Here is a 21,742-nt window from a genome sequence, read left to right as displayed (position 1 = left end):
TTCTACCTTCTGGGCATGGACACTTTCACGTACTCCCACAGCGACGAAGACCTCATCGACCAGCCCATCGGCTACTGGGCATCGGCCGCGGGTGAGGCCGTCGTCCACCACATCCGCACCATGCTCGCCGAGTCCGGGCTCACCCAGCCCGAGTGGTGGATCCTGAACCAGATCGTCGCCGACGACGGCCGCGACAAGGCGGCCGTGCTTGCCACTCTGCGCGGCTACCTGAACGTGGGCGACGGCTCCCTGCAGCACGACATCCGCGCCCTGCACGAGCGCGGCCTGCTCACCGAGGACGCCGACGGCCGCCTCCGCATCACCGACGAGGGCCGCGCCCTGCGGGACAACACCGCCCTGCGCCAGCAGAAGACCCGCGCGGAGATCCACGAGGGCATCCCGGACGAGGAGTACATCCGCACCCTCAAGGTGCTCCAGCGCATGATCCACAACGTGGGCGGATCAGCCTGGCACCACTGAACTCACCCGCTGGCGAGCGACAGCTTCGCCGCGAACCCGAGGAACAGCGCGCCCGCCGCCGAAGTGGCTCCCGCCGAGAGCCGCCTGCGGCGGCGGAACGCGGCCGACAGCTTGGTGCCGCTGAATATCAGGGCCGTGAGGTAGAGGAAGCTCGCCACCTGGGCGAAGGCACCCAGCACGAGGAAGGAGAGTGCGGGGTAGGCGTATCCGGGATCGACGAACTGCACGAAGAAGGCGATGAAGAAGAGGATCGCCTTCGGGTTGAGCAGGCTGATCACCAAGGCCCTGCGGAACGGCCGCTCCACGGCGCCCCCGGACTCCCCGCCCTCCTGCTCCACGACCGGCTCGCGCCGCGCGCGCCACATGCCCACGGCCGCCCGCAGCATCCCGAACGCGAGCCAGGTCAGATAGCCGGCACCGGCGTACTTCACGATCCCGAAGAGCACGGCGTTGGCCTGGAGGAGCGAGGCGACACCGGCGGCCGACAGCGTCATCAGGACGGTGTCACCGCACCAGACGCCGGCCGCGGCCGTATAGCCGGTGCGTACGCCACGGCGTGCGGCCACGGAGAGCACGTACAGCGAGTTCGGCCCCGGCAGCAGAATGATCAGGGCGAGGCCCGCGAGATAGGTCGGAAGATCGGTGACACCCAGCATGGGGCGGAGTGTCGCACGCGTGTACGGCTAGCGGACGTGGTGTCCGCCCAGCGGACATCAGGACCACGCGCGTCGTCAGAACGCGTCCGTCGGCACGTACGCCCCCCACACCTCCCGCAGCGCGTCGCACACCTCGCCCACCGTCGCCCGCGCCCGCAGCGCGTCCTTCATCGGGTAGAGGACGTTGGCCTCCCCCTTGGCCGCCTCCTGGAGCGAGGAGAGCGCCGCGTCCACCGCCGCCTGGTCGCGCTCCGCCCGCAGCTTCGCGAGGCGGGCCGCCTGCTGGGCCTCGATGGCGGGGTCGACGCGGAGGGGTTCGTAGGGGTCCTCCTCCTCCAGCTGGAAGCGGTTGACGCCGACCACCACGCGTTCACCGGAGTCGGTCTCCTGGGCGATGCGGTAGGCGCTGCGCTCGATCTCGTTCTTCTGGAAGCCGTTCTCGATGGCGGCCACCGCGCCGCCCATGTCCTCGACGCGCTCCATGAGTCCGAGGGCCGCGTCCTCGATGTCGTCCGTCATCTTCTCCACGACGTACGACCCGGCGAACGGGTCGACCGTGGCGGTCACGTCCGTCTCGTACGCGAGGACCTGCTGCGTGCGCAGGGCCAGGCGCGCGCTCTTGTCGGTCGGCAGCGCGATCGCCTCGTCGAAGGAGTTCGTGTGCAGGGACTGGGTGCCGCCGAGCACCGCGCCCAGGCCCTGGACCGCGACGCGGACGAGGTTCACCTCGGGCTGCTGGGCGGTGAGCTGGACCCCGGCCGTCTGCGTGTGGAAGCGCAGCATCAGCGACTTGGGGTTCTTCGCGCCGAACTCGTCGCGCATCACGCGGGCCCAGATGCGGCGCGCGGCACGGAACTTGGCGACCTCCTCCAGGAGCGTCGTGCGCGCCACGAAGAAGAAGGACAGGCGGGGCGCGAAGTCGTCCACGTCCATGCCCGCCGCGACCGCCGTGCGGACGTACTCGATGCCGTCGGCGAGGGTGAAGGCGATCTCCTGCGCGGGCGTCGCGCCCGCCTCGGCCATGTGATAGCCGGAGATGGAGATGGTGTTCCACTTCGGGATCTCGGCCCGGCAGTACTTGAAGATGTCCGCGACCAGGCGCAGTGACGGCTTGGGCGGGAAGATGTACGTGCCGCGCGCGATGTACTCCTTCAGGATGTCGTTCTGGATCGTGCCCGTGAGCTCGGAGGCGTCGACGCCCTGTTCCTCGGCGACCAGTTGGTACATGAGGAGCAGCAGGGCGGCGGGGGCGTTGATCGTCATCGACGTCGACACCTTGTCCAGCGGAATGCCGCCGAACAGGACGCGCATGTCGTCGACCGAGTCGATCGCGACGCCCACCTTGCCGACCTCGCCGGACGCGATCGGGGCGTCCGAGTCGTGGCCCATCTGCGTGGGCAGGTCGAAGGCGACGGAGAGGCCCGTCGTGCCGTTGGCGATCAGCTGCTGGTAGCGGGCGTTGGACTCGACGGCCGTGCCGAAGCCCGCGTACTGGCGCATCGTCCAGGGGCGGCCGGTGTACATCGAGGGATACACGCCGCGCGTGAAGGGATAGGCGCCCGGTGCGCCCAGCTTCGTCGCGGGATCCCAGCCGTCGAGGGCCTCGGGGCCGTACACGGGCTCGACGGGCAGTCCGGACTCCGAATCACGCGCCATCGCTCTGCGCCTCCTGCGAGAGATCCTTCTCCGTTACTTCTCCGGTATAGCGGTCCTCCCCCAGCATGCGGCAACGTTCAGGGGTGGTCACTCGCGGGGAACACTCTCAGCGAGGCTGTGGAGCAGTGGAGCGATGACGGGGGTCGTTGTGGGCAAAGGTGCGATAGCCGTGGGGGCCGTGGTCGCGGTCGCCCTGGTCGGCGGGTGCAAGGCGCAGGCCGTCGACTCGGACGGGAAGGCGCAGCCGGTCAAGATCTCCCCCACGAAGACGAAATCGGACGGGAGCGGCCCCGATGAGCCGTCCGGGCCGTCGAAGGGGACGGCCGAGGGACCGTCCGAGGGTCCGTCCGAGGAGACACAGACCCCCGAGCCGGCGCCGAAGACCCTGCTCGCGCCGGGGCAGCGCGGCGACGAGGTGCGTGAGCTGCAGGCCAGGCTCCGGCAGATCGCCTGGTTCTTCGACAACCCCTCGGGGACGTACGGCTCGTCCACGACCTCCGCGGTCAAGGGGTTCCAGGGCAAGCGCGGGCTGCCCCGCACGGGCACGACGGACACGGTGACCTGGCAGAAGCTGGTCGGCATGACGCGCAAGCCCACGAAGTACGAGCTGTACTCGGGAGGCGGCATCCCGGCGTCGAAGCCCGACAAGCGCTGCATGACCGGCCGCGTCCTGTGCATCAGCAAGGAGAGCCGCACGCTGACCTGGATGATCGACGGCAAGGCCGTCTCGACGATGGACGTGCGCTTCGGCTCGCAGTACACCCCCACTCGTGACGGCACGTTCACCGTCTACTGGAAGTCACGCCACCACGTCTCGACGCTGTACGACACCGCCATGCCGTACGCGATGTTCTTCAGCGGCGGCCAGGCCGTGCACTACTCGTCGGACTTCGCGGCGACGGGTTACAACGGCGCTTCGCACGGCTGCGTGAACGTACGGGACGAGAAGAAGATCGCGAGTCTGTTCTCGCAGGTCAAGAACGGCGACAAGGTCGTCGTCTACAAGTGAGGCGGGAGAACCGGAGAACGGCCCGGGGCCGCCGGATTAATCAGCGTGGGCGGGATCGGGGGAACGTCTCCCGCCCACGCTGGTGGCACTGAGCCAAAGGTACGGGGGGAACCCCTGGCTCGTGCGCGGGCCGATGACCAGTCGGCTCACTTCTTACTGCGTCGCTGCTCCAAAAAACGTCACACCTGCGGCGCGCGATGTTTCCGAGCAGGTCAGAGGCCCATCGGGACGCGGGCAGGACTCGGCTAGGACCCGTTACCGGGCAGTACGGGCTGCGCGCTGTACGAGGCGGTCACCGTGGGCGCCGGATGCGGCACCGAGGGGGCCACGATCGGTGGGACGGGGCTGCTGCCGCCGTTGCCCCAGTGGTCGTTGCCGCCGCCGGACGATCCGTCGCCGTTGTCCTGGTCGCCGTCGCCGCCGTTGTCGCCGTCGTCGTCACCGCCGCCGCCATCGCCGCTGCCGCCGCCGTTGTGCTCGCGGTCGTTGCCCGATCCGTCCAGGACGCGGCCGCAGAACTCGGTCACCCGCCGGGGTCCCTTGGCCGCTTCCTCCAGGCGGCGCCTCTTGTCGCCCTGGAGCTCTCCGCTGCGGTAGTCGCGGCATGCGGAGACCACCTTGCGGTACCAGTCGCTCGCCTCGTCCTCGCGCTGCGGGTCGCCGGAGCCGGGCTGCGTGGTGCCCTTGCCGCCATTGCCGCCCTTGGACGTGCTCTCCGGGTCCTCGGCTTCCTGCGGCGGCGCGCTGCTGCCGGGTTCGTGCGAGGAGTCTTCCGGGGTGGTGGTCACGTCGTCGGGCTCGACGTCCGGCGTGCTGCTGCTCGCGTCGTCGGACGGGGACGAGAGCGGTTCGGGCGAGGCGACGGACGAGGCGGAGGCCGCGGGGCCCGGCTTGTCCCGCTGACCGAACGGCGAGGGGAGCACGCCCGTGCCGGCCGCCACGGCGACTCCGCCGATCATGCAGCCGGCGAGCACCGCGGCGAGTCCGTACCGCAAGGGGCGGGCCCAGCGTGCGGGGCGCGGAGGCCCGGCCGAGCGGCCGATATGCACCGTTTCGCCCGCTCCCACGCGCGTAGAAGCTGTCCGTGCATGAGGGCCACGAGCCTCCCGGAACGCCGCGAGCGCGGCGGCTTCACCAGGGAGTTCGGAGGAAATGTCGGCGGGTACGACGGAGCCCGCGCGGTCGTCGGCGGCCAGTGCGGCCAAGGCCTTGGCCAGTTGCGCGGCCTGTTCCCGCGCCTGAGGGTCGGTGCTGTCGATGCCATCGGTGCCGTCGGTGCCGTCGATGGGCTCACCGCTCAGCAAACGCTCCGCCGCTTCGCGGTCCAGCCACCTGTAATCCTCGTCGGCCATCACATGTCCTTCTGCGCCCGGATACGCGAATGCGTCACACCGGCGGACGTCACCGCAGGCCCGCGGCGCTCCCTCTGGGGCGGTACCGCGTCCAGCGCGCCCTCGCTCGGCGGGCCGTCGGCGCCGAGCAGTTCCGCGAGCCGCTTCAGGCCGCGGTGTGCGGCGGTGCGGACGGCTCCGGGGCGTTTGCCGAGGGTCAGGGCCGCGCTCTTGGCATCGAGGCCGACGACCACCCGGAGCACGACCGCTTCCGCCTGGTCCTGCGGGAGCTGGGCTATCAGGGCGAGGGCGTCTCCGGTCGCGAGGGACTCCATCGCCTCGTCGGCGGTGTCCGCTTCGCCCGGCTTCCCGGTCAGCTCGGTCTCGTCGCCGCCTATCGCCGGGCGGCGGCCCCGCATACGTATGTGATCGAGCGCGCGGTTGCGCGCTATGCGCGCGGCCCAGCCGCGGAACCGGTCCGCGTCGCCGCTGAACCGGTCGAGGTCCCGGGCTATCTGCAGCCAGGCCTCGGACGCGACATCCTCCGCGTCCGGGTCGCCGACCAGCGTCCTTACGTAGCCGAGCAGCCGCGGGTGCACGGCGCGGTACACAGTCCGGAACGCGGTCTCGTCCCCGTCCTGCGCCGCAAGCACCGCGGCGGTCAGTTCCGCGTCGTCCCCCAGCACAACTTCTCCCTATGCGCCTACACCGGTTGCGGTCCTGCCCCCGCAGCCTGGCGCGAAGCAGCACGCTACGGGCTGAAGTGGGCTCACGTCCATGTTTGGTACAACGTGCAACTAGCGCGTGACAGTACGCGGTGTGACAGAAAACGCACCCACGGCGCTGAAGGGAGTACGGGCCGCGTGCGGTCCGTCCGCGTGACGGCCGGGGTCTCTCCTGTGGGGGGTGGCGACCCCGGCCGCTCACCTTGGCGGGGGCCTCGGGCGGATCTCCCCCTGTGGCTTCGCCCCTCCCCTCTTGGCTTCGGGCGCCGCTCCCTCTCCCTTTGTTCTTCTGCGGGTTGGCGGTGGCTGGTCGCGCAGTTCCTCGCGCCCCTATGGGGCGCCACCGTGAATTTTCGGGCGCGGGATTCTTTGTGGTTGCTCGCGCAGTTCCTCGCGCCCCTTTCAGGGGCGGACTGCCGGGGCGCCCCTTCAGGGGCGCGGGGAACTGCGCGAGCAACCCAGACGAACCCGCGGCCGAAGACGACGAGGCAGCCCCGTAAGGGGCGCGGGGAACTGCGCGACCAGCCACCACGCACGTGGAGCCGAGAACCTACGGAAACCCATCCGCCCCGTAAGGGGCGCGGGGAACTGCGCGAACAGCCCCCACGCACGTGGAGTCGAGACGCTACGGAACCCACCCGCCCCGGTAGGGGCGCGGGCGCGGGGAACTGCGTGGCCAGCCGCCGACAACCCGCGGCCGGGGCACCCCTCAGGCGCTCCAGTCGTCGTCGGGGCGGGTGGGCGGGGGAAGCCTCGTCTCCTCGCGAGCCGAGCGGAACGCCGCGACAGCCCGGAGCTGAGCCTCCGCGTCGACCCGATCGACGCGAATCGCCTCCGCCAGCAGCCTGGCAAGAGGCAGGGCCTCATCGGCGCCCACCCTCGCGTGCCCCGTCATCCCGCACCGCCCAACTGCTGGGCGAGACGCCGAAGCCCCCGATAGGCGGCGGTCCGCACCGCCCCGGGGCGCTTGCCAAGCACCCGCGCCGCCGCCGGGGCGTCCAGGCCGACGACGACCCGCAGCAGCACCGCCTCCGCCTGCTCGCGCGGCAGCCCGGCGATCAGCGCGAGGGCCTTCTCCGTGGAGATCGATTCGAGCGCCTGCTCCGACGTGCTGTGCGGGCCGGGAAGGTCCAGCATGTCCTGTTCGAGGGCGGACGGACGCGGCCTGACCTTCTGGCGCCGCAGATGGTCGAGCGCCCGGTGCCGCGCGATGGTCGCCGTCCAGCCCCGGAACCCCGCGCCGTCGCCCCGGAACCGCCCCAGGTCGCGGGCGATCTCCAGCCAGGCCTCGGCCGCGATGTCCTCGGCGGTCTCCCCGTCGTGGCCGACCAGACCCCGCAGATAGCCGACGAGCCCCGGCTGCACCAGGCGGTAGGCGACGGCGAAAGCCGCCTCGTCGCCCTCCTGCGCCCGCGCGACCGCGTCGCCCAGACCCTCGTCCCGCGCACGTGCACGACGGGGTTCCCCTCCTCGACCCACGCTTTCCCATCCGTACCGCTGCGACACTGCTCACCGTGTCCGTGCCCCCACGGTGAGCTGCGCCAAGGCCCACAGAAATGTCACAGGTCCGGGCGGTTCAGACCTCGAAGAGCGAGCCACCGCCACCGCCGAGGCCGACGTCCGCCAGGTCGAGGACCAGGGACGGGTCGGGGGCCCGCGCGACGACCGGCTTGTCGTAGTCGGACATTTCCATCTCCATGCGCACGTCGTCCCTTGTCTGTGTCATGCCGACGAGGTATGGCTTGTCGCCCGCCGCCAGGTAGACGGTCATGTCGTTGCGGCCGTCCTCCGCTTCGAGCGGCGTCACCCGCCGCCCATGCCACTGCCTCTCCGGCAGCGCCCGCGTCCCGCTCAGATCGGTGAGTGAGCCGCCGTCAAGGTCGCCGAGCGCCGTGCCCAGGTCGCACATCTGCGTCGGAGAGGCCCCGCTCGGCGCCCGGCGCTCCGTCGGGATCCTCATGTACTTGCCGCGCGCGAGCGCCGTCCGCTCCCTGGCCCTGGCCGCGGCCTCCGGGCTGCCGCTCGCCTCACCGGCGGCACGGATCGCGTCGAGCGCCTCGCCCGAGAAACGGAAGTAGGCCTCTTTGGCACTGATCATGACGATGTCGCCGCTCTTGGTGGGCCCGTCGTCGAACGTCCCGGTGCATCGGTTGTGGCGGTCCATGTGCACGGAGATCTTCTGATGCTTGCCGGGGCCGGTGATCTCGGCGCTGATGCGCAAGGTGTCGGCATTCTTGAGCAACTCCATGGCCTCCCCGGAAAGCCGCTCGCCCCGCACCTCGTCGGCGGGCTTCGGCGGCTCCGACGGCGTCCGCTTGACCAGCCCCTCGTACACCTTCCCCCCGCCACCACCACCGCAGGACGCGAGCGCGCCCATCACGAGACAGCAGGCGACTCCCCGCACCCACCGGCGTCTCTTCCCCACCACAGAAACCACGCTCCCCACCCGCACTTCTCTCCCCCACTCCTTCACAGCTGTCAGGTGACCCAGCGCAACGCATTACCCAAACGTCACACCTCAGAGGTGCGGGATACGTCACGTCACATTTCACCCACCCCCGTACAACCGTTTGGACCTTCGGGCAGTCGTACGCACTCGCTGTTGGTCAACCGGCAATTCCGCTAAGGGGTGGGGCATTTGAGCCCGCGTAAACCGCGCGAATCGGCGCGAACCACGCATGCGTACAGACCGCTGAGTCTCAAGCGCAGGGCGTGGCTGACGATCGGAGCCGTTGTGCTGGGGGGCGCGGGGGCCGTCACGTACGCGATGGCGGATTCCCCGACCGGGGAGCTGCCGGGCGAGGTCTCCCGCGACAAGCGCCCGGTGAGCGTGCACGACATCGCGCTCAAGGCCGACGGCGCCAAGGAGAGGGAGCTGCCGCGCACGTCGACGGAGCAGTTCTCGCTGCTCGGCGTCTCATGGACCGGCGTGACGAAGGAACTTGAGGGAACGGCCCAGGTCCGTACCCGCTCCATCGAGAGCGCCGAGTGGACCGGCTGGCAGAACCTGGACCTGGACCTGCACCTGCCCGAGAAGGCCGAGGCAGGCATGCGTGCGGCCTCCGAGCCGCTGTGGGTCGGCCCGTCGGACGGCGTCGAGGTCCGCGTGGTGGCGGCGGACGGCACGTCAAGTGAGGCTCTCCCCAAGGGACTTGAGGTCAACCTCGTGGACCCGGGTGTGACGTCCAAGGAGGCGAACAACCCGGCGCTCGACGGTTCGGCGATGGCGCCGGCGGCGTTCGCGGCGGACGAGACCCCGGAACCGAGCACCCCAGAACCGAGCGACCCGGAGCCGAGCGACCCGGTGTCGCCCACGCCGTCGGAAGCCCCGACGGAGGCCCCCACCACACCGCCCCCCACCCCCTCGGACTCCACCTCCCCCGACCCGGAGCCTGAGCCCACGCTTCCGCCCGCTCCGCCGTCCACGGTCACCAAGCCGCCCATGATCGGCAGGGCGGCGTGGGGCGCGGACGAGTCGCAGGTCAAGGATCCGCCGGAGTACATAGACAAGGTCAAGGCGGTCTTCGTCCACCACACGGTCGGCACGAACGACTACAGCTGCGCCCAGTCGGCGTCCCTGGTCCGCGGCATCATGACGTACCACGTGGAGACCGAGGGCTGGAACGACCTCGGCTACAACTTCCTCGTGGACAAGTGCGGCCAGGTCTTCGAGGGCCGCGGCGGCGGCACCGATCTGCCGGTGCGCGGCGCGCACACGTACGGCTTCAACGGCGAGTCCGCGGGCATCGCGGTGCTCGGCGACTTCGAGGGCGACCCGGCCACGGACAAACCGGCAGGCAAGCCGACCCGCGCGGCCCTGGAGTCGGTGTCGCGCGTCGCGGCCTGGAAGCTGGGCCAGTACGAGGGCGACCCCACCGGCAAGGTCACGCTGACGGCGGCCGACAACACGGGCGTGTGGAAGAAGGGCGACACCCCGTCGCTCAACACGATCTCGGGCCACCGGGACGGCTTCGCGACGGCATGCCCCGGCAAGACCCTCTACGCGAAGCTCGGCGAGATCCGCCGCTACGCGGCAAGCCCGGCCCGCAACTCCGCGATCCCCACATCGGACTTCAACCGGGACGGCATCACGGACCTGGTGGCGGGCACCCCCAAGGCATCGGGCGGCGTGGGCAGCCTGACGGTCGTGCCGGGCGGCCTGGAGGGCCCGGTGAGCGGGCTGAAGAAGACCCTCACCCAGTCGAGCCCCGGAGTCCCCGGCGCCTCGGAGGCGGGCGACAACTGGGCGGCGGCCACGGCTTGGGGGGACATCAACGGCGACGGATACGCGGACCTGGCGATCGGCGCCCCCGGCGAGGACGACGCCACGAACAAGGACCGCGGCGCGGTCACGATGCTCTACGGCCCGGACTTCACCACCGGCACGGACATGCAGCTGGCGGACGACTTCCACTACCCGGGCGCCAGGTTCGGCTCCGCGGTGGCGGTCGGCGACTTCAACGCGGACGGCAAGGCGGACGTCTTCTCGGCGTCCACCGGCACCGGCGGCACCTGGGCGGCACGCTTCAAGGCGGGCAACGAGGTGGGCGGCACCCTGACGTCGGGCGACACGGCCATCTCGTACGCGGATGCCGCGTCCGGCGACTTCAACCGTGACGGCTACGCGGACGTGGCGCTGAACTACCGCGACCAGTCGGGGATCGGCCGCGTGCAGTGGTTCAAGGGCACGAGGTCGGGCCTGAGCAGGGTCGGTTCGCTGACGGTGAAGGGCGGCAGGTCACTGGCGGTGGGCGACGTGAACGGCAACGGCTACGACGACCTGGTCATAGGCCAGCCGTACACGGCCGAGTCGGGCGCGCACGCGGGCGGCCAGGTGACGGTGATCCCGGGCACGTCGACAGGCTTCACGACCACAGGCATGAAGACGATCCACCAGGACACGTCCGGGGTCCCGGGCGCCGCCGAGTCGGGCGACGCGATGGGCTGGTCGGTCGCGGCGGGCGACTTCAACCTGGACGGTTACGCGGACGTCCTGACAGGCGCGCCGAACGAGGACATCACGCGAGCCGGTTCGGCAAAGAAGGACGCGGGCACGAGCCTTCTCCTGAAGGGCACGTCATCCGGCCTGACGGGGACGGGCGCGCAGGCGTTCACGCAGGACACGGAGGGCATCACCGGCTCCACGGAGTCGGCGGACCGCCTGGGCTCGTCGGTGCTCCTGGCGGACCTGTCGGGCTACGGCCGCGCGGATCTGGCGATCGGCGTGGACGGCGAGGACGAGGGCAACGGCACGATCCTCCAACTGGACAGCGGGGCGTCCGGCGTCTCGACGTCGAGCGGGGTCTACTACGGGCGCACACAGCTGGGCACGCCGGCGGGCGCGCACTTGGGCGAGACACTGACGCCGTAGACGCATCCGCAGGCGAATACCCATGCGCCGTGCTGTTCCCTGAAGTTGAGGGAGCAGCACGGCGCTCGGCGTTCCCGTTCCGGACGACAGGACGGCGCGCCCGCACGGGCACGCGAGGACTCACCACCACCCCCGGCTGACGGCAACGACGAACCGCTCCACGGCCGCCCTGCGCCGCGCGCCGAACCCGAAACGCCACCCCCGGGCCTCCTCCTCACCGCGGACAAGCGTGAACTCACGCCGCCCCGGCCCGAGTTTCGCCGAGCAATCACGCCGCTGCGCATGCCAGACAAGCGCCGTCGGGACATCCATGACCCGGTTGTGGGCGAACACCAGAACCCGCCGGTTGGTGACCACGAGAAAGCCGCCGACCCCAACAAGCCGCCTGTACAAGGAGGTCCGGACCGACCCGACCGGGAAGGCCGTCACCAGCTCCTCACCGTCATCAAGCAGGGCCCGCACCCGCGCATGGTTCCGCCACGCCTGGCCGCCGCACATCACCGTGCACACCAGCCCCATCCCCAGACCGTTGAACCACGGGCGCGCCCCGGACCCAAGAGCGACGCACTCCGGCAGCCGGAGAGGAAAGCAAGCGAGAATACGCAAGCCCTCTCGTAATGTCCCCGGGAACATTTCAACTGAAGTAGAGATAAGGAATTCAGAGTTGTAATTCCCCTACCCAAAAGGAAGGATCACCAACCAGAAGATTCCCCACACGCACAAGGAGTTTCCCATGTCACGCAAAGCGGCAGCTCTCGGCTCATTACTCGCGGCCGCGCTCCTGCTCAGCGGCTGCGGCGAGAGCGACGACGGATCAGGCGGGAGCGGGAACGGCAGTGGAAGCGGGAGTGAATCGGCCGCCGTCGAGGCCGAGTTGCTCGGACAGATACCCATGGCGAAGGTCAGTGAGATGTCGGGGGCCATGGGAATGTGGACGACCGACAAGAACTTCGTGAAGGCCGGACTGAAAAAGATAGCGGGGTACTCGCTCGACGGCGCAAAAGCCGAGTGGCAGATACCGCTGGCCGGTGAGATCTGCTGGTCTTCGCCGGAGCCCACCGAGGAAGGGCTCGTTGCCGTCCTTTTCCAGGACGGCGAGAAGGATCCATCCGTCTGCACGGAAGTCGGGCTCGTCGACCTGAACAAGGGCAAGTTGCTCTGGCAGAAGCAGGCCGTCGACGAGTACGGCTCCCCGCAGATGTTCGACGAGGTGACCATCGGCGGCGGCACGGTCGCCGCCGCGGGCACCAGCGCGGACGCCGGCTGGTCGGTCGCGGGCGAGCCCCGGTGGAAACCCTCGGACGACACCTGCCCCGTCGAGGGCTACGCGGGCAGCGACGACAAGCTCATCGCCCTCCGCGACTGCGGAGAGGCCGAGAGACCTCAACTCACCCTGCAGACCATCGATCCGGCGACACGCGCGGTGAAGTCGGCGTACGAACTCCCCGCGGGCACCGAGTACGCCCACGTCGTCTCGACCGACCCGCTGGTCGTCGCGGCGGACGGCGGTGACGCCAAGAAGGGCTCGTCCGGCGCATCGGAGTTCCTGACGGTCGACGACAGCTCGGCGCGGGGCAAGCTGATCAGCTCGATCAGCACGGTGGGCGGCAAGTACGGGAAGTACAAGCTCGACTGCCCCGCCACCGAGGTCACCGGCTGCCAGCAGATCGCCGTCACCAAGGACAGGCTCTTCCTCGGCACTTCGGAGCCCGGCAGCCCCTCGTCCGGCGCCGAGAACGACCTGGTCGCCCTCGATCTGAGGACCGGCAAGCAGTCCGGCAGATCGGAAGGGACCGACGGCGGCCCGCTGACCCCGGTCGGCGTCGCGGACGACGGCAAGGTCATCGCGTACCAAGAGGCCGACGTGGTCGACGAGGCGGGCGGCGCGGTCTGGGCCCTCGACCCGACGACGTACAAGAAGACGAAGCTCCAGCAGAACCCGTCCTCGACGTACGAGATGGAGGCGAGGTTCACGACGGAGCGCCGCATGCTCTTCGCCGGCGACCGCCTGTACATCGGCGGCGAGCACGTCACGGAACCGTCCACCGTCTTCAAGAAGAAGCAGCCGCTCGCGGCGGTGTTCGGGGCGAAGTAGGCGGCGGCTACACCCTGCTGCCGCGCTCCCGCCGCGAGACGACGGCCCGCAGGACGCGCCGTCCCTCGATCGACACCTCCAGCGCCTGCCGCAGCGCCCCGGCGCCCGCCCCCTGGTTCGCCAGCAGCTCCAGGATCCGCACCTGTCGCCGCAACTCGGCGGCGACCAGTGGCGACATCCCGTCCGTACGGCCCTCACGCCTCGCGCTCAGGGACGACGGGCGGGCGCCTCCATCCGGAGCGGTGTCCAGCAGACGGTGGATCTGCAGCGCGGCGACGGAGCAGGCGTCGGCCCACTCCCGCAGCTCGGCGGCGGACCGCGCGGAGGGGACGGCGCCGAGCATGCGGTGGGCGAGGGTGATGGCCTCGTCGGCGGACGGGTCCTCCAGGACATCCGCGCCACCCAGCTTCACCCGCGCCTCCGCCAGCGCCATGTCCCAGGCGCCGCCTTCCGCGAGGCTCCCCCACAGCGGGCGCAGCACGTCGTCACCGCCGCCGAGAAGCGGCACACACCGGTCGAGGCAGGCGAGCCCGCTCGCCGCCAGACCCCTCTCGTCGGCCTCGGCAATCAGCTCGACCAGACTCGGGCCGCCCATGTCGTACGCCTCCCGTTGCGGACACTGCACGTCCCCTACTGCGTGCGGGCCCCCAGGAACGTCACTGCGGCACCACGCCGAGCCGGTCCAGGAAGCGGAAGAAGAGCTCCTCCGCCGACGGCTCCGCGGCGGCGTTCAGCACGTCGAGCAGGGGTGCCGCCCCCACCGTCCTGCCCGACTCCGCCGCCCAGGTCACCGCTCGGGTCGCCGCGTCACGCGGCTCGAGGAAGTAGTCGTCCAGGCTCAGACCGTCGTCGCCGAGGTACCCGGCCATCGCCTCGCGGGCCAGACACGTCGTCCATACGCCGCTCTCCGGGGCCGCCGCCTCGACGACCACGCAGTCGCTGTCCATGACGTAGCCGAAGAGCGCGGGCGAACCCGTCTCCAGGGCCAGGGTGTTCATGTTGCCGACGTCTCGCGTGCCGTCACCGCCCGGCACCTCCCACACCTGCCAGCCGTCGTCACGCTGCACGAGGAGGCTGAGCTCGTCCCGCACTCCCGCCACCGCCGAGAGCTCCACGAGCGGCCGCTCGCTCCTGCCCACGACGTAATAACCCCAGTAGCCCATGCCTGCGTCTCTCCCCGTGTACTCGACTCACGCTGCTCAACTGCTCTTGGCGGCTGCGATCGGCTTTGGGCGAATACACCACAGACGTAAGCAAGTTCGCCACCAAAAAGCAGAAAACGGATCTCACGGACCTCTCAGGGACCACTCAAGAAACGTGCCCGATCGTCGGCGGGTCCGCCTTCGCCTTCGCGTCCTGCATCCGCGTCAGACGGCGCACGAAGAGGATCGCCATCACGGCGGCCGCGATGTCCACGACGTCCGCGAGCATCAGTCCGGAGACCGCCGCGTCGACCTCGTCGGGCTCCTCCGCGGCCCAGTACCCCGAGGACGCCCACCGCCCGACGAGCAGGCTCGCCACCCACAGCGTCCACCAGCCGTTGATCAGCGGGTGCGTGGCGCGCGCCGAGGAGTCGCCGAGGGTCATCGTCCGGTCCAGGGCCACGGAGCGGTCGCCGCTCGCGTCCCAGATGTCCAGCGCGATCCGCCGCGGGAACCACAGGTTCACGACCGGCACGAACCAGCTGCCCACCGTCCAGCCGCGCGTCTTGCTGTGGATGTACGGCTCGAACACCTCGGCGTTCACGCGGACCCGGTGGAACCAGCAGAGGAAGACGACGCAGGTGGCCACGAGCGCGGCCGTCTGCAGGTAGCCGGAGACGGAGTACAGCGTGTCGGCCCGTTCGGCCTCCCGCACCAGGTCCGGCCTGTAGCCCACCGTGTAGCCCGAGCCGAGCAGATCGTCCATCACGTCCTGGACGACCGTGCCCGCCCACAGCGAGTACAGGTCGGCGGCGATGACGACGCCGAGCAGCGCGATGGTCGCCCGGGCGAGTCCGACCGGCGAACGCAGCTGAGCGGGATGCCCGTTGAACGAGTACCCGGGGCGAGGCGCCGGCTGCGACTGCGCGGCCGCGATGACACAGACGCCGCAGAGGCCGTCCGACGTCGTCGCCGCATTGAACTGACATTCCGTGCACAGCATGGCTGAGCAACCCCCCACGGGTTCAGACAGGACGACGGATCCGCCCAGGACTCCAGAACTCCAGGACTCCGGGACGGAAGAGGCCGCCGACGTCCCTCCCCAGGGCGCCGACGGCCTCCGGAACCTACCCCACCCGGTCGGCCAACTTCACGAATTCTCCCCAGGACAGGCCCGGTTCGCGCGCATCCCACAGCTTCTGGACCGTCGCCCGCAGCGGCATCCGGACTCCCTGCGCCACCTGTGCCTGCGTCTGCGAGTCGGCCAGGTCGCACCAGACAGCGAAGGAGCCGCCGAGGATCTGGTCGTCGTACTCCGCGCTCACCGGCTTCGTCCCGCGGATCACCAGCGGGGTCCACTCCTCGTAGATCCGCTGCCCGGTGGGATAGCGGAAGGTGTTGGGCTGGCCGAGGACGTAGTAGAGGTACTCGTCGTTGTAGTTGATGACCTTCCGGCCCGCCTTCAGGTACTCGACCGGCTCCCTCGCCCCGATCTCCTTGCCGGTCCAGTACGCGACGTCGAGATCGTCGTCGGCCTGCACGACCCCGCCGCGGAAGAACCCGTCGTTCCAGGCCCTGAGCCCGCGCTCGTAGGGGCGCATGGTCTCGGCCCGGTCGTTGAGCCAGCCGGTCGCGAGGTCCTGGACGCGGGCGTCGGACCCGTACTTCTCGCGGGCGGCGGCGGCCAGCTGCGGATAGCTGGCCTCCGGATTCTCGACCGTCAGGGCGCGGTACTCGTCGGCGCCGAGGTGCCAGTAGCGCCCGGGGAACAGGTCCGCGTACTCCTCAAGCAGATCGTCGACGATCTCCGCGGCCTGCGGCTTGGAGATGTCGACCGCGCCGCGCGCGGCGACGCCACGGGTGTCGCGGAGCTGGAGCGAGGGGTGCGCGGCGATGACCGCGCCGAGGTGGCCCGGCGAGTCGATCTCGGGCACGACGGTGATGTGACGGCTGGCCGCGAGCTTGAGGATGCGGCGGACCTGCGCCTTGCTGAGGTGGTCGCGCGAGACGATCTCGGGGTGCGAGTCCGACTCGATGCGGAAGGCCTGGTCGTCGGAGAAGTGCAGGCCGAGCTGGTTGTACTTGAGGTCGCCGAGCTCCCGGATGCGGTCCTCGATCCACGCCGCGTCGAAGTGCTTGCGCGCGATGTCGATCATGAAGCCGCGCTGGGGCTTGGCGGGCCGGTCGCGCACGACGCCTTCGGGTGCGGTCCCTTCGCCGCGCACCTCCTGCTTCAGGGTGCGGGTCCCGTAGAACACGCCCACTTCCTCGGGGGCGGTGATCTTCACCCGCTGCCCCTTCACGGAGAGGGTGTACGACTCGTCCCTGCCGTCGGACGCGTCGGCCTTCTCCGGGGTGAGCGCCAGCTCCACGTCGCCCTCGCGGGGGTCGGCGTCACCGGCGTACTTGAGCTTCAGCTCCCCGGCGAGCAGCTTCCCCTCGTCCGCCAGGTCACCGTCACCGATGACCACACGCCCGCCGTCCTGCGGTTTCCATCCCGGCCCGCGCGCCGCGGTGTGCTCGCGTACGGCGGGGATGGTGGCGGGGGCCTTGGAGAGGGGGTACGACTTCGTGGGCGAGGGGGTCGGGGAGACGGCGGACTTGCTGTCGGACGGCGGATTCGCGGGCGCGCCGCCGTCCCCGCCGTCGGGCCAGACGGCAACGGTCAGGGCAACGGCTCCGGCGGCCACTGCGCCGGCGGCGATGGCGAGGGGGCGGGAGATCACCGGTCACCGCTCTTCGTCGGGCAGTGCGCTGCGGGGTGAACAGGTGGGTGGGTGGGAGAGATCCGCCGCGAAGCGGCGGCACAAGGAACCCCCCACCGGACGGCACGGGCGCCACGGACATCAGCAGTGAGAGCCAGCATCCGCACACGGTAAAACGGGGCCCGCGGCCCTACCGTCCACCACGCGAAGCGAAACTCTCCCATCCGGGTGAAATTCACGCATACGTCAGACAGTCCTCACCACGTCTCGCTAGCGTTACGACAAATCCTCACGCCTCCCTCATCGATGCCCCCTGCCCAGGAGCCCCCGCTGCCCCCGCACAGTTCACCCAGCCCTCCGGCGGAGCCGAACAACACCCCGGAGCAACTGAACACCGCAGAGCCCGGCGCAGCCGAAGCCGCACTCCTCACCTGCTGCGGCAGCCACCTCTGGGCCCGCAGGCTCGTCGCCCACCGGCCGTATCCCGACCTGGACGCCCTGCTCGCGGCGTCCGACGAAGCGGCGTACGACCTCCCGCTCGCGGACCTCGCCGAGGCCCTGGCCTGCGAACCCCTGCGTCCGGTCGTCCCCCGGCAGGGGACCTACAGCGCCGCCGACACCGCCCTGCGGGCCGCGCACGCCGCGTACGAGAGCCGGTTCGGCCACGTCTTCGTGATCTGCCTGGACGACGTCCCGCCGACCCAGGCCCTGGACCATCTGCTCGCCGGAATCCGCGCCCGTCTCGCCAACGACCCGGAGGAGGAGCGGGTCCTCGCCGCCGAGGAATTGCGCAAGCTCGCCCGCGGGCGACTCACCCGGCTCGTGCACGACCTGAATAGCCCGTACGTGCCTGTTTGATTGCCTGTTTGATCACACCTGGCTACCCCGCGCGAACGAACCGACAACTCGTCGATACGATGACGAGCGGCCGGTGGACCGTACCCGGCCGGGCCCGTCCGACCACCCAAGCCGGCTGGCCCCAATCCCCGCTCCCGGAGGGTTCTGCCGTGCCGGCTGGAACGCTGTACCGCGGCCGGGAAGGAATGTGGTCCTGGGTGGCTCACCGAGTCACCGGCGTCCTCATCTTCTTCTTCCTGTTCGTGCATGTGCTGGACACCGCTCTCGTCCGCGTCTCCCCGGAGGCGTACGACGATGTCGTCAGCACCTACAAGACGCCCCTCGTCGCACTCCTTGAGTACGGCCTGGTCGCCGCCATCCTCTTCCACGCCCTGAACGGCCTGCGTGTCATCGCCGTCGACTTCTGGTCCAAGGGCCCGCGCTTCCAGAAGCAGATGCTCTGGACCGTCGTGGGCATCTGGGTCGTCCTGATGGTGGGGGCGCTCTACCCGGTCCTCGGCCACGCCGTCCGCGAAGTCTTCGGGAGCTGACGCCAGACATGTCCGACACCACGCTCGACAAAGCCGGAGTGGGTCCCGTCGAAGGCGCCTCGCTGTACGACGTAGACAACCCGGCTCCCCTCATCGAGGCGCCGCGCAAGCGCACCTCCAAGACCCCGCGCTCGACCCGCGGCAACTTCGAGATGGCCGCATGGCTCTTCATGCGCCTGTCCGGCGTCGTCCTGGTCGTCCTGGTCCTCGGCCACCTGCTGATCCAGCTGGTGCTCGACGGCGGTGTCTCGAAGATCGGCTTCGCGTTCGTCGCGGGTCGCTGGGCCTCGCCGTTCTGGCAGGTCTGGGACCTGCTGATGCTGTGGCTCGCGATGCTGCACGGCGCCAACGGTCTGCGCACGGTCATCAACGACTACGCGGAACGCCCGAACACGCGTCTGTGGCTCAAGGGCCTGCTGTACACCGCCACGGTGTTCACCATCCTTCTGGGCACGCTGGTGATCTTCACCTTCGACCCGAACATCCGCTAAAGCCGAGGCGACCCACGTGAAGATTCACAAGTACGACACCGTCATCGTCGGCGCCGGCGGCGCGGGCATGCGCGCGGCCATCGAGGCGACGAAGCGCAGCCGGACCGCGGTCCTGACGAAGCTCTACCCGACCCGATCCCACACGGGCGCGGCGCAGGGCGGCATGGCCGCCGCGCTCGCCAACGTGGAGGAGGACAACTGGGAGTGGCACACCTTCGACACGATCAAGGGCGGCGACTACCTGGTCGACCAGGACGCCGCCGAGATCCTGGCGAAGGAAGCCATCGACGCCGTTCTCGACCTGGAGAAGATGGGTCTGCCCTTCGGCCGTACGCCCAAGGGTGAGATCGACCAGCGCCGTTTCGGCGGTCACTCCCGCAACCACGGCGAGGCTCCTGTCCGCCGTGCCTGCTACTCGGGCGACCGCACCGGCCACATGATCCTCCAGACGCTGTACCAGAACTGCATCAAGGAGGGCGTGGAGTTCTTCAACGAGTTCTACGTCCTCGACCAGCTCCTCGTCGAGGTCGACGGCGTCAAGAAGAGCGCGGGCGTGGTCGCCTACGAGCTGGCCACCGGTGAGATCCACATCTTCCAGGCGAAGGCCGTGGTCTACGCGTCGGGCGGCACCGGCAAGTTCTTCAAGGTGACCTCGAACGCGCACACGCTGACGGGTGACGGCCAGGCGGCCTGCTACCGCCGCGGCCTGCCGCTGGAGGACATGGAGTTCTTCCAGTTCCACCCGACCGGCATCTGGCGCATGGGCATCCTCCTCACGGAAGGCGCCCGCGGTGAGGGCGGCATCCTCCGTAACAAGGACGGCGAGCGCTTCATGGAGAAGTACGCGCCGGTGATGAAGGACCTCGCGTCGCGAGACGTGGTCTCGCGCTCCATCTACACGGAGATCCGGGAGGGCCGCGGCTGCGGTCCCGAGGGCGACCACGTGTACCTGGACCTGACGCACCTCCCGCCGGAGCAGCTGGACGCGAAGCTCCCGGACATCACGGAGTTCGCGCGTACGTACCTCGGCATCGAGCCCTACACGGACCCGATCCCGATCCAGCCGACCGCGCACTACGCCATGGGCGGCATCCCGACGAACGTCGAGGGTGAGGTTCTGGCCGACAACACGACGGTCGTCCCCGGCCTCTACGCGGCGGGCGAGGTGGCCTGCGTCTCGGTGCACGGCGCCAACCGCCTCGGCACCAACTCGCTCCTGGACATCAACGTCTTCGGCAAGCGCGCGGGTGTCGCCGCCGCGGAGTACTCGGCGAAGAACGACTTCGTCGAGCTCCCCGAGAACGCCGAGGAGCTCGTCGTCGCCCAGGTCGAGCGCCTGCGCGACGCCACGGGCAACGAGCGGGTCGCCGAGCTCCGCAAGGAGCTGCAGGAGACCATGGACGCCAACGTCATGGTGTTCCGCACGGAGCAGACGATCAAGACGGCGGTGGAGAAGATCGCGGAGCTCCGCGAGCGCTACCTCAACGTCTCGATCCAGGACAAGGGCCGGCGCTTCAACACCGACCTCCTGGAGGCCGTCGAGCTGGGCAACCTGCTCGACCTGGCCGAGGTCATGGCGCAGTCGGCCCTGGCCCGCAAGGAGTCCCGCGGCGGTCACTACCGCGAGGACTTCCCGAACCGCGACGACGTCAACTTCATGCGCCACACCATGGCGTACCGCGAGGTCGGCGACGACGGCGCCGAGTCGATCCGCCTCGACTACAAGCCTGTCGTCCAGACCCGCTACCAGCCGATGGAGCGTAAGTACTGATGGCAACCCCGACCCTCGACAAGGAAGACGCCAAGCCCGAGGCCGGCTTCGCCGACTCCCCGTACATCACGGTCACCTTCCGCATCCGCCGCTTCAACCCGGAGATCTCGGCGGACGCGACCTGGGAAGACTTCCAGGTGGAGATCGACCCCAAGGAGCGTGTCCTCGACGCCCTCCACAAGATCAAGTGGGAGCTCGACGGGTCGCTGACCTTCCGTCGCTCCTGCGCCCACGGCATCTGTGGCTCGGATGCCATGCGCATCAACGGCCGCAACCGCCTGGCCTGCAAGACCCTGATCAAGGACATCAACCCGTCCAAGCCGATCTCGGTCGAGCCGATCAAGGGTCTGACGGTCCTGAAGGACCTGGTCGTCGACATGGACCCGTTCTTCCAGGCGTACCGCGACGTCATGCCGTTCCTGGTGACCACCGGCAACGAGCCGACGCGCGAGCGCCTGCAGTCGCCGGAGGACCGCGAGCGGTTCGACGACACGACGAAGTGCATCCTGTGCGCGGCGTGCACGTCGTCGTGCCCGGTCTTCTGGAACGACGGCCAGTACTTCGGCCCCGCGGCGATCGTGAACGCCCACCGCTTCATCTTCGACTCGCGTGACGAGGCGGGCGAGCAGCGCCTGGAGATCCTGAACGACAAGGACGGCGTGTGGCGTTGCCGCACGACGTTCAACTGCACGGACGCGTGCCCGCGTGGCATCGAGGTCACGAAGGCGATCCAGGAAGTGAAGCGGGCGCTGATCACGCGTCGCTTCTGATCTCTTCCCGGCCTGCTCTACGCAGCTGCTGAGGGCCCCGTTCCGGTCTTGCGCCGGGGCGGGGCCCTCTCGCTGTTCCCGGCGGCCGCCAGGGCCTCGCTCACCCGTACCGGTGAACGCGTCGGGACCGGACTCCGGCCCCTTCCCCGTCC

General features: G+C 69.9%; 20 protein-coding genes. 9 read left to right on the top strand and 11 right to left on the bottom strand.

The features are described 5' to 3' along the window. The first annotated feature begins 15 nt into the window (after positions 1-15). Positions 16-480: a MarR family winged helix-turn-helix transcriptional regulator gene (locus ABZ833_RS32290; RefSeq protein ID WP_361053980.1), complete on the top strand. Its 465-nt coding sequence runs from the start codon at positions 16-18 to the stop codon at positions 478-480. Between the two features lie 2 nt (positions 481-482). Here the strand turns inward: ABZ833_RS32290 and leuE are convergent, their stop codons facing one another. Both leuE and ABZ833_RS32280 read right to left on the bottom strand, forming a co-directional pair. Beyond that, a complete protein-coding gene (gene leuE / locus ABZ833_RS32285) occupies positions 483-1,136 on the bottom strand; it encodes a leucine efflux protein LeuE (protein WP_361053977.1) in 654 nt (217 codons plus the stop codon). A gap of 75 nt (positions 1,137-1,211) precedes the next feature. Then, on the bottom strand, positions 1,212-2,792 hold the full coding sequence (locus ABZ833_RS32280) for a methylmalonyl-CoA mutase family protein (RefSeq protein WP_361053975.1): 1,581 nt from the start codon (positions 2,790-2,792) through the stop codon (positions 1,212-1,214). 133 nt (positions 2,793-2,925) lie between these two features. Between ABZ833_RS32280 and ABZ833_RS32275 the strand changes: the two genes are divergently transcribed. Next, complete coding sequence (locus tag ABZ833_RS32275) at positions 2,926-3,801, top strand: L,D-transpeptidase family protein (protein ID WP_361053972.1); 876 nt, start codon at positions 2,926-2,928, stop codon at positions 3,799-3,801. 245 nt (positions 3,802-4,046) lie between these two features. Here ABZ833_RS32275 and ABZ833_RS32270 read toward each other — a convergent pair whose 3' ends face one another. The 4 genes from ABZ833_RS32270 to ABZ833_RS32255 form a co-directional block, all read right to left on the bottom strand. Further along, positions 4,047-5,153, bottom strand: a complete 1,107-nt coding sequence (locus tag ABZ833_RS32270) for a hypothetical protein (RefSeq protein ID WP_361053970.1) — start codon at positions 5,151-5,153, stop codon at positions 4,047-4,049. Then, entirely contained in the window at positions 5,153-5,818 is a 666-nt protein-coding gene (locus ABZ833_RS32265; protein ID WP_361053967.1) for an RNA polymerase sigma factor, read from the bottom strand. Before ABZ833_RS32265 ends, ABZ833_RS32270 begins: the two co-directional genes overlap by 1 nt. Before the next feature lie 930 nt (positions 5,819-6,748). Then, positions 6,749-7,336 (bottom strand): RNA polymerase sigma factor, encoded by a 588-nt coding sequence (locus ABZ833_RS32260; protein WP_361053964.1) that lies wholly within the window; start codon positions 7,334-7,336, stop codon positions 6,749-6,751. Positions 7,337-7,433: 97 nt separating this feature from the next. Then, positions 7,434-8,282: a hypothetical protein gene (locus ABZ833_RS32255; RefSeq protein WP_361053961.1), complete on the bottom strand. Its 849-nt coding sequence runs from the start codon at positions 8,280-8,282 to the stop codon at positions 7,434-7,436. Between the two features lie 309 nt (positions 8,283-8,591). Between ABZ833_RS32255 and ABZ833_RS32250 the strand changes: the two genes are divergently transcribed. Continuing rightward, on the top strand, positions 8,592-11,228 hold the full coding sequence (locus ABZ833_RS32250) for an FG-GAP-like repeat-containing protein (protein WP_361053958.1): 2,637 nt from the start codon (positions 8,592-8,594) through the stop codon (positions 11,226-11,228). Positions 11,229-11,348: 120 nt separating this feature from the next. Here ABZ833_RS32250 and ABZ833_RS32245 read toward each other — a convergent pair whose 3' ends face one another. Beyond that, positions 11,349-11,747, bottom strand: a complete 399-nt coding sequence (locus ABZ833_RS32245; protein ID WP_361053955.1) for a hypothetical protein — start codon at positions 11,745-11,747, stop codon at positions 11,349-11,351. 214 nt (positions 11,748-11,961) lie between these two features. Between ABZ833_RS32245 and ABZ833_RS32240 the strand changes: the two genes are divergently transcribed. After that, on the top strand, positions 11,962-13,323 hold the full coding sequence (locus tag ABZ833_RS32240; protein ID WP_361053951.1) for a hypothetical protein: 1,362 nt from the start codon (positions 11,962-11,964) through the stop codon (positions 13,321-13,323). Between the two features lie 7 nt (positions 13,324-13,330). Here ABZ833_RS32240 and ABZ833_RS32235 read toward each other — a convergent pair whose 3' ends face one another. The 4 genes from ABZ833_RS32235 to ABZ833_RS32220 form a co-directional block, all read right to left on the bottom strand. Then, positions 13,331-13,918, bottom strand: coding sequence for a hypothetical protein (locus ABZ833_RS32235; protein WP_361053948.1), 588 nt, complete (start codon positions 13,916-13,918; stop codon positions 13,331-13,333). 61 nt (positions 13,919-13,979) lie between these two features. Further along, the gene (locus ABZ833_RS32230) at positions 13,980-14,486 is read right to left on the bottom strand and encodes a hypothetical protein (protein ID WP_361053945.1); all 507 of its coding nucleotides are present in this window, start codon (positions 14,484-14,486) and stop codon (positions 13,980-13,982) included. Positions 14,487-14,631: 145 nt separating this feature from the next. Next, positions 14,632-15,468, bottom strand: coding sequence for a DUF4328 domain-containing protein (locus ABZ833_RS32225; RefSeq protein ID WP_361053942.1), 837 nt, complete (start codon positions 15,466-15,468; stop codon positions 14,632-14,634). A 124-nt stretch (positions 15,469-15,592) separates the two neighbouring features. After that, on the bottom strand, positions 15,593-17,188 hold the full coding sequence (locus tag ABZ833_RS32220; protein ID WP_361054137.1) for a glycoside hydrolase family 20 protein: 1,596 nt from the start codon (positions 17,186-17,188) through the stop codon (positions 15,593-15,595). A gap of 288 nt (positions 17,189-17,476) precedes the next feature. Here ABZ833_RS32220 and ABZ833_RS32215 point away from each other — a divergent pair, with 288 nt between their 5' ends. The 5 genes from ABZ833_RS32215 (at position 17,477) to ABZ833_RS32195 (ending at position 21,590) form a co-directional block, all read left to right on the top strand. Continuing rightward, positions 17,477-18,028 (top strand): 2-oxo-4-hydroxy-4-carboxy-5-ureidoimidazoline decarboxylase, encoded by a 552-nt coding sequence (locus ABZ833_RS32215; RefSeq protein ID WP_361053938.1) that lies wholly within the window; start codon positions 17,477-17,479, stop codon positions 18,026-18,028. A 149-nt stretch (positions 18,029-18,177) separates the two neighbouring features. Next, positions 18,178-18,558: a succinate dehydrogenase, cytochrome b556 subunit gene (gene sdhC / locus ABZ833_RS32210; RefSeq protein ID WP_283779093.1), complete on the top strand. Its 381-nt coding sequence runs from the start codon at positions 18,178-18,180 to the stop codon at positions 18,556-18,558. An 8-nt stretch (positions 18,559-18,566) separates the two neighbouring features. Further along, the gene (locus ABZ833_RS32205) at positions 18,567-19,049 is read left to right on the top strand and encodes a succinate dehydrogenase hydrophobic membrane anchor subunit (protein ID WP_249588196.1); all 483 of its coding nucleotides are present in this window, start codon (positions 18,567-18,569) and stop codon (positions 19,047-19,049) included. A 16-nt stretch (positions 19,050-19,065) separates the two neighbouring features. Further along, positions 19,066-20,820 carry a succinate dehydrogenase flavoprotein subunit gene (gene sdhA / locus ABZ833_RS32200; RefSeq protein WP_361053933.1) on the top strand — a complete coding sequence of 585 codons (1,755 nt, stop codon included), beginning with the start codon at positions 19,066-19,068 and terminating at the stop codon, positions 20,818-20,820. Next, a complete protein-coding gene (locus ABZ833_RS32195) occupies positions 20,820-21,590 on the top strand; it encodes a succinate dehydrogenase iron-sulfur subunit (RefSeq protein WP_266870220.1) in 771 nt (256 codons plus the stop codon). Before sdhA ends, ABZ833_RS32195 begins: the two co-directional genes overlap by 1 nt. The last annotated feature ends 152 nt before the right edge of the window (positions 21,591-21,742 follow it).

It is taken from the genome of Streptomyces sp. NPDC047525 (assembly GCF_040643025.1).
GTDB classification, from domain to species: domain Bacteria; phylum Actinomycetota; class Actinomycetes; order Streptomycetales; family Streptomycetaceae; genus Streptomyces; species Streptomyces durmitorensis.
Note: the sequence above shows the minus strand (reverse complement) of the source record. Positions and strands in the feature narration are given on the sequence as shown.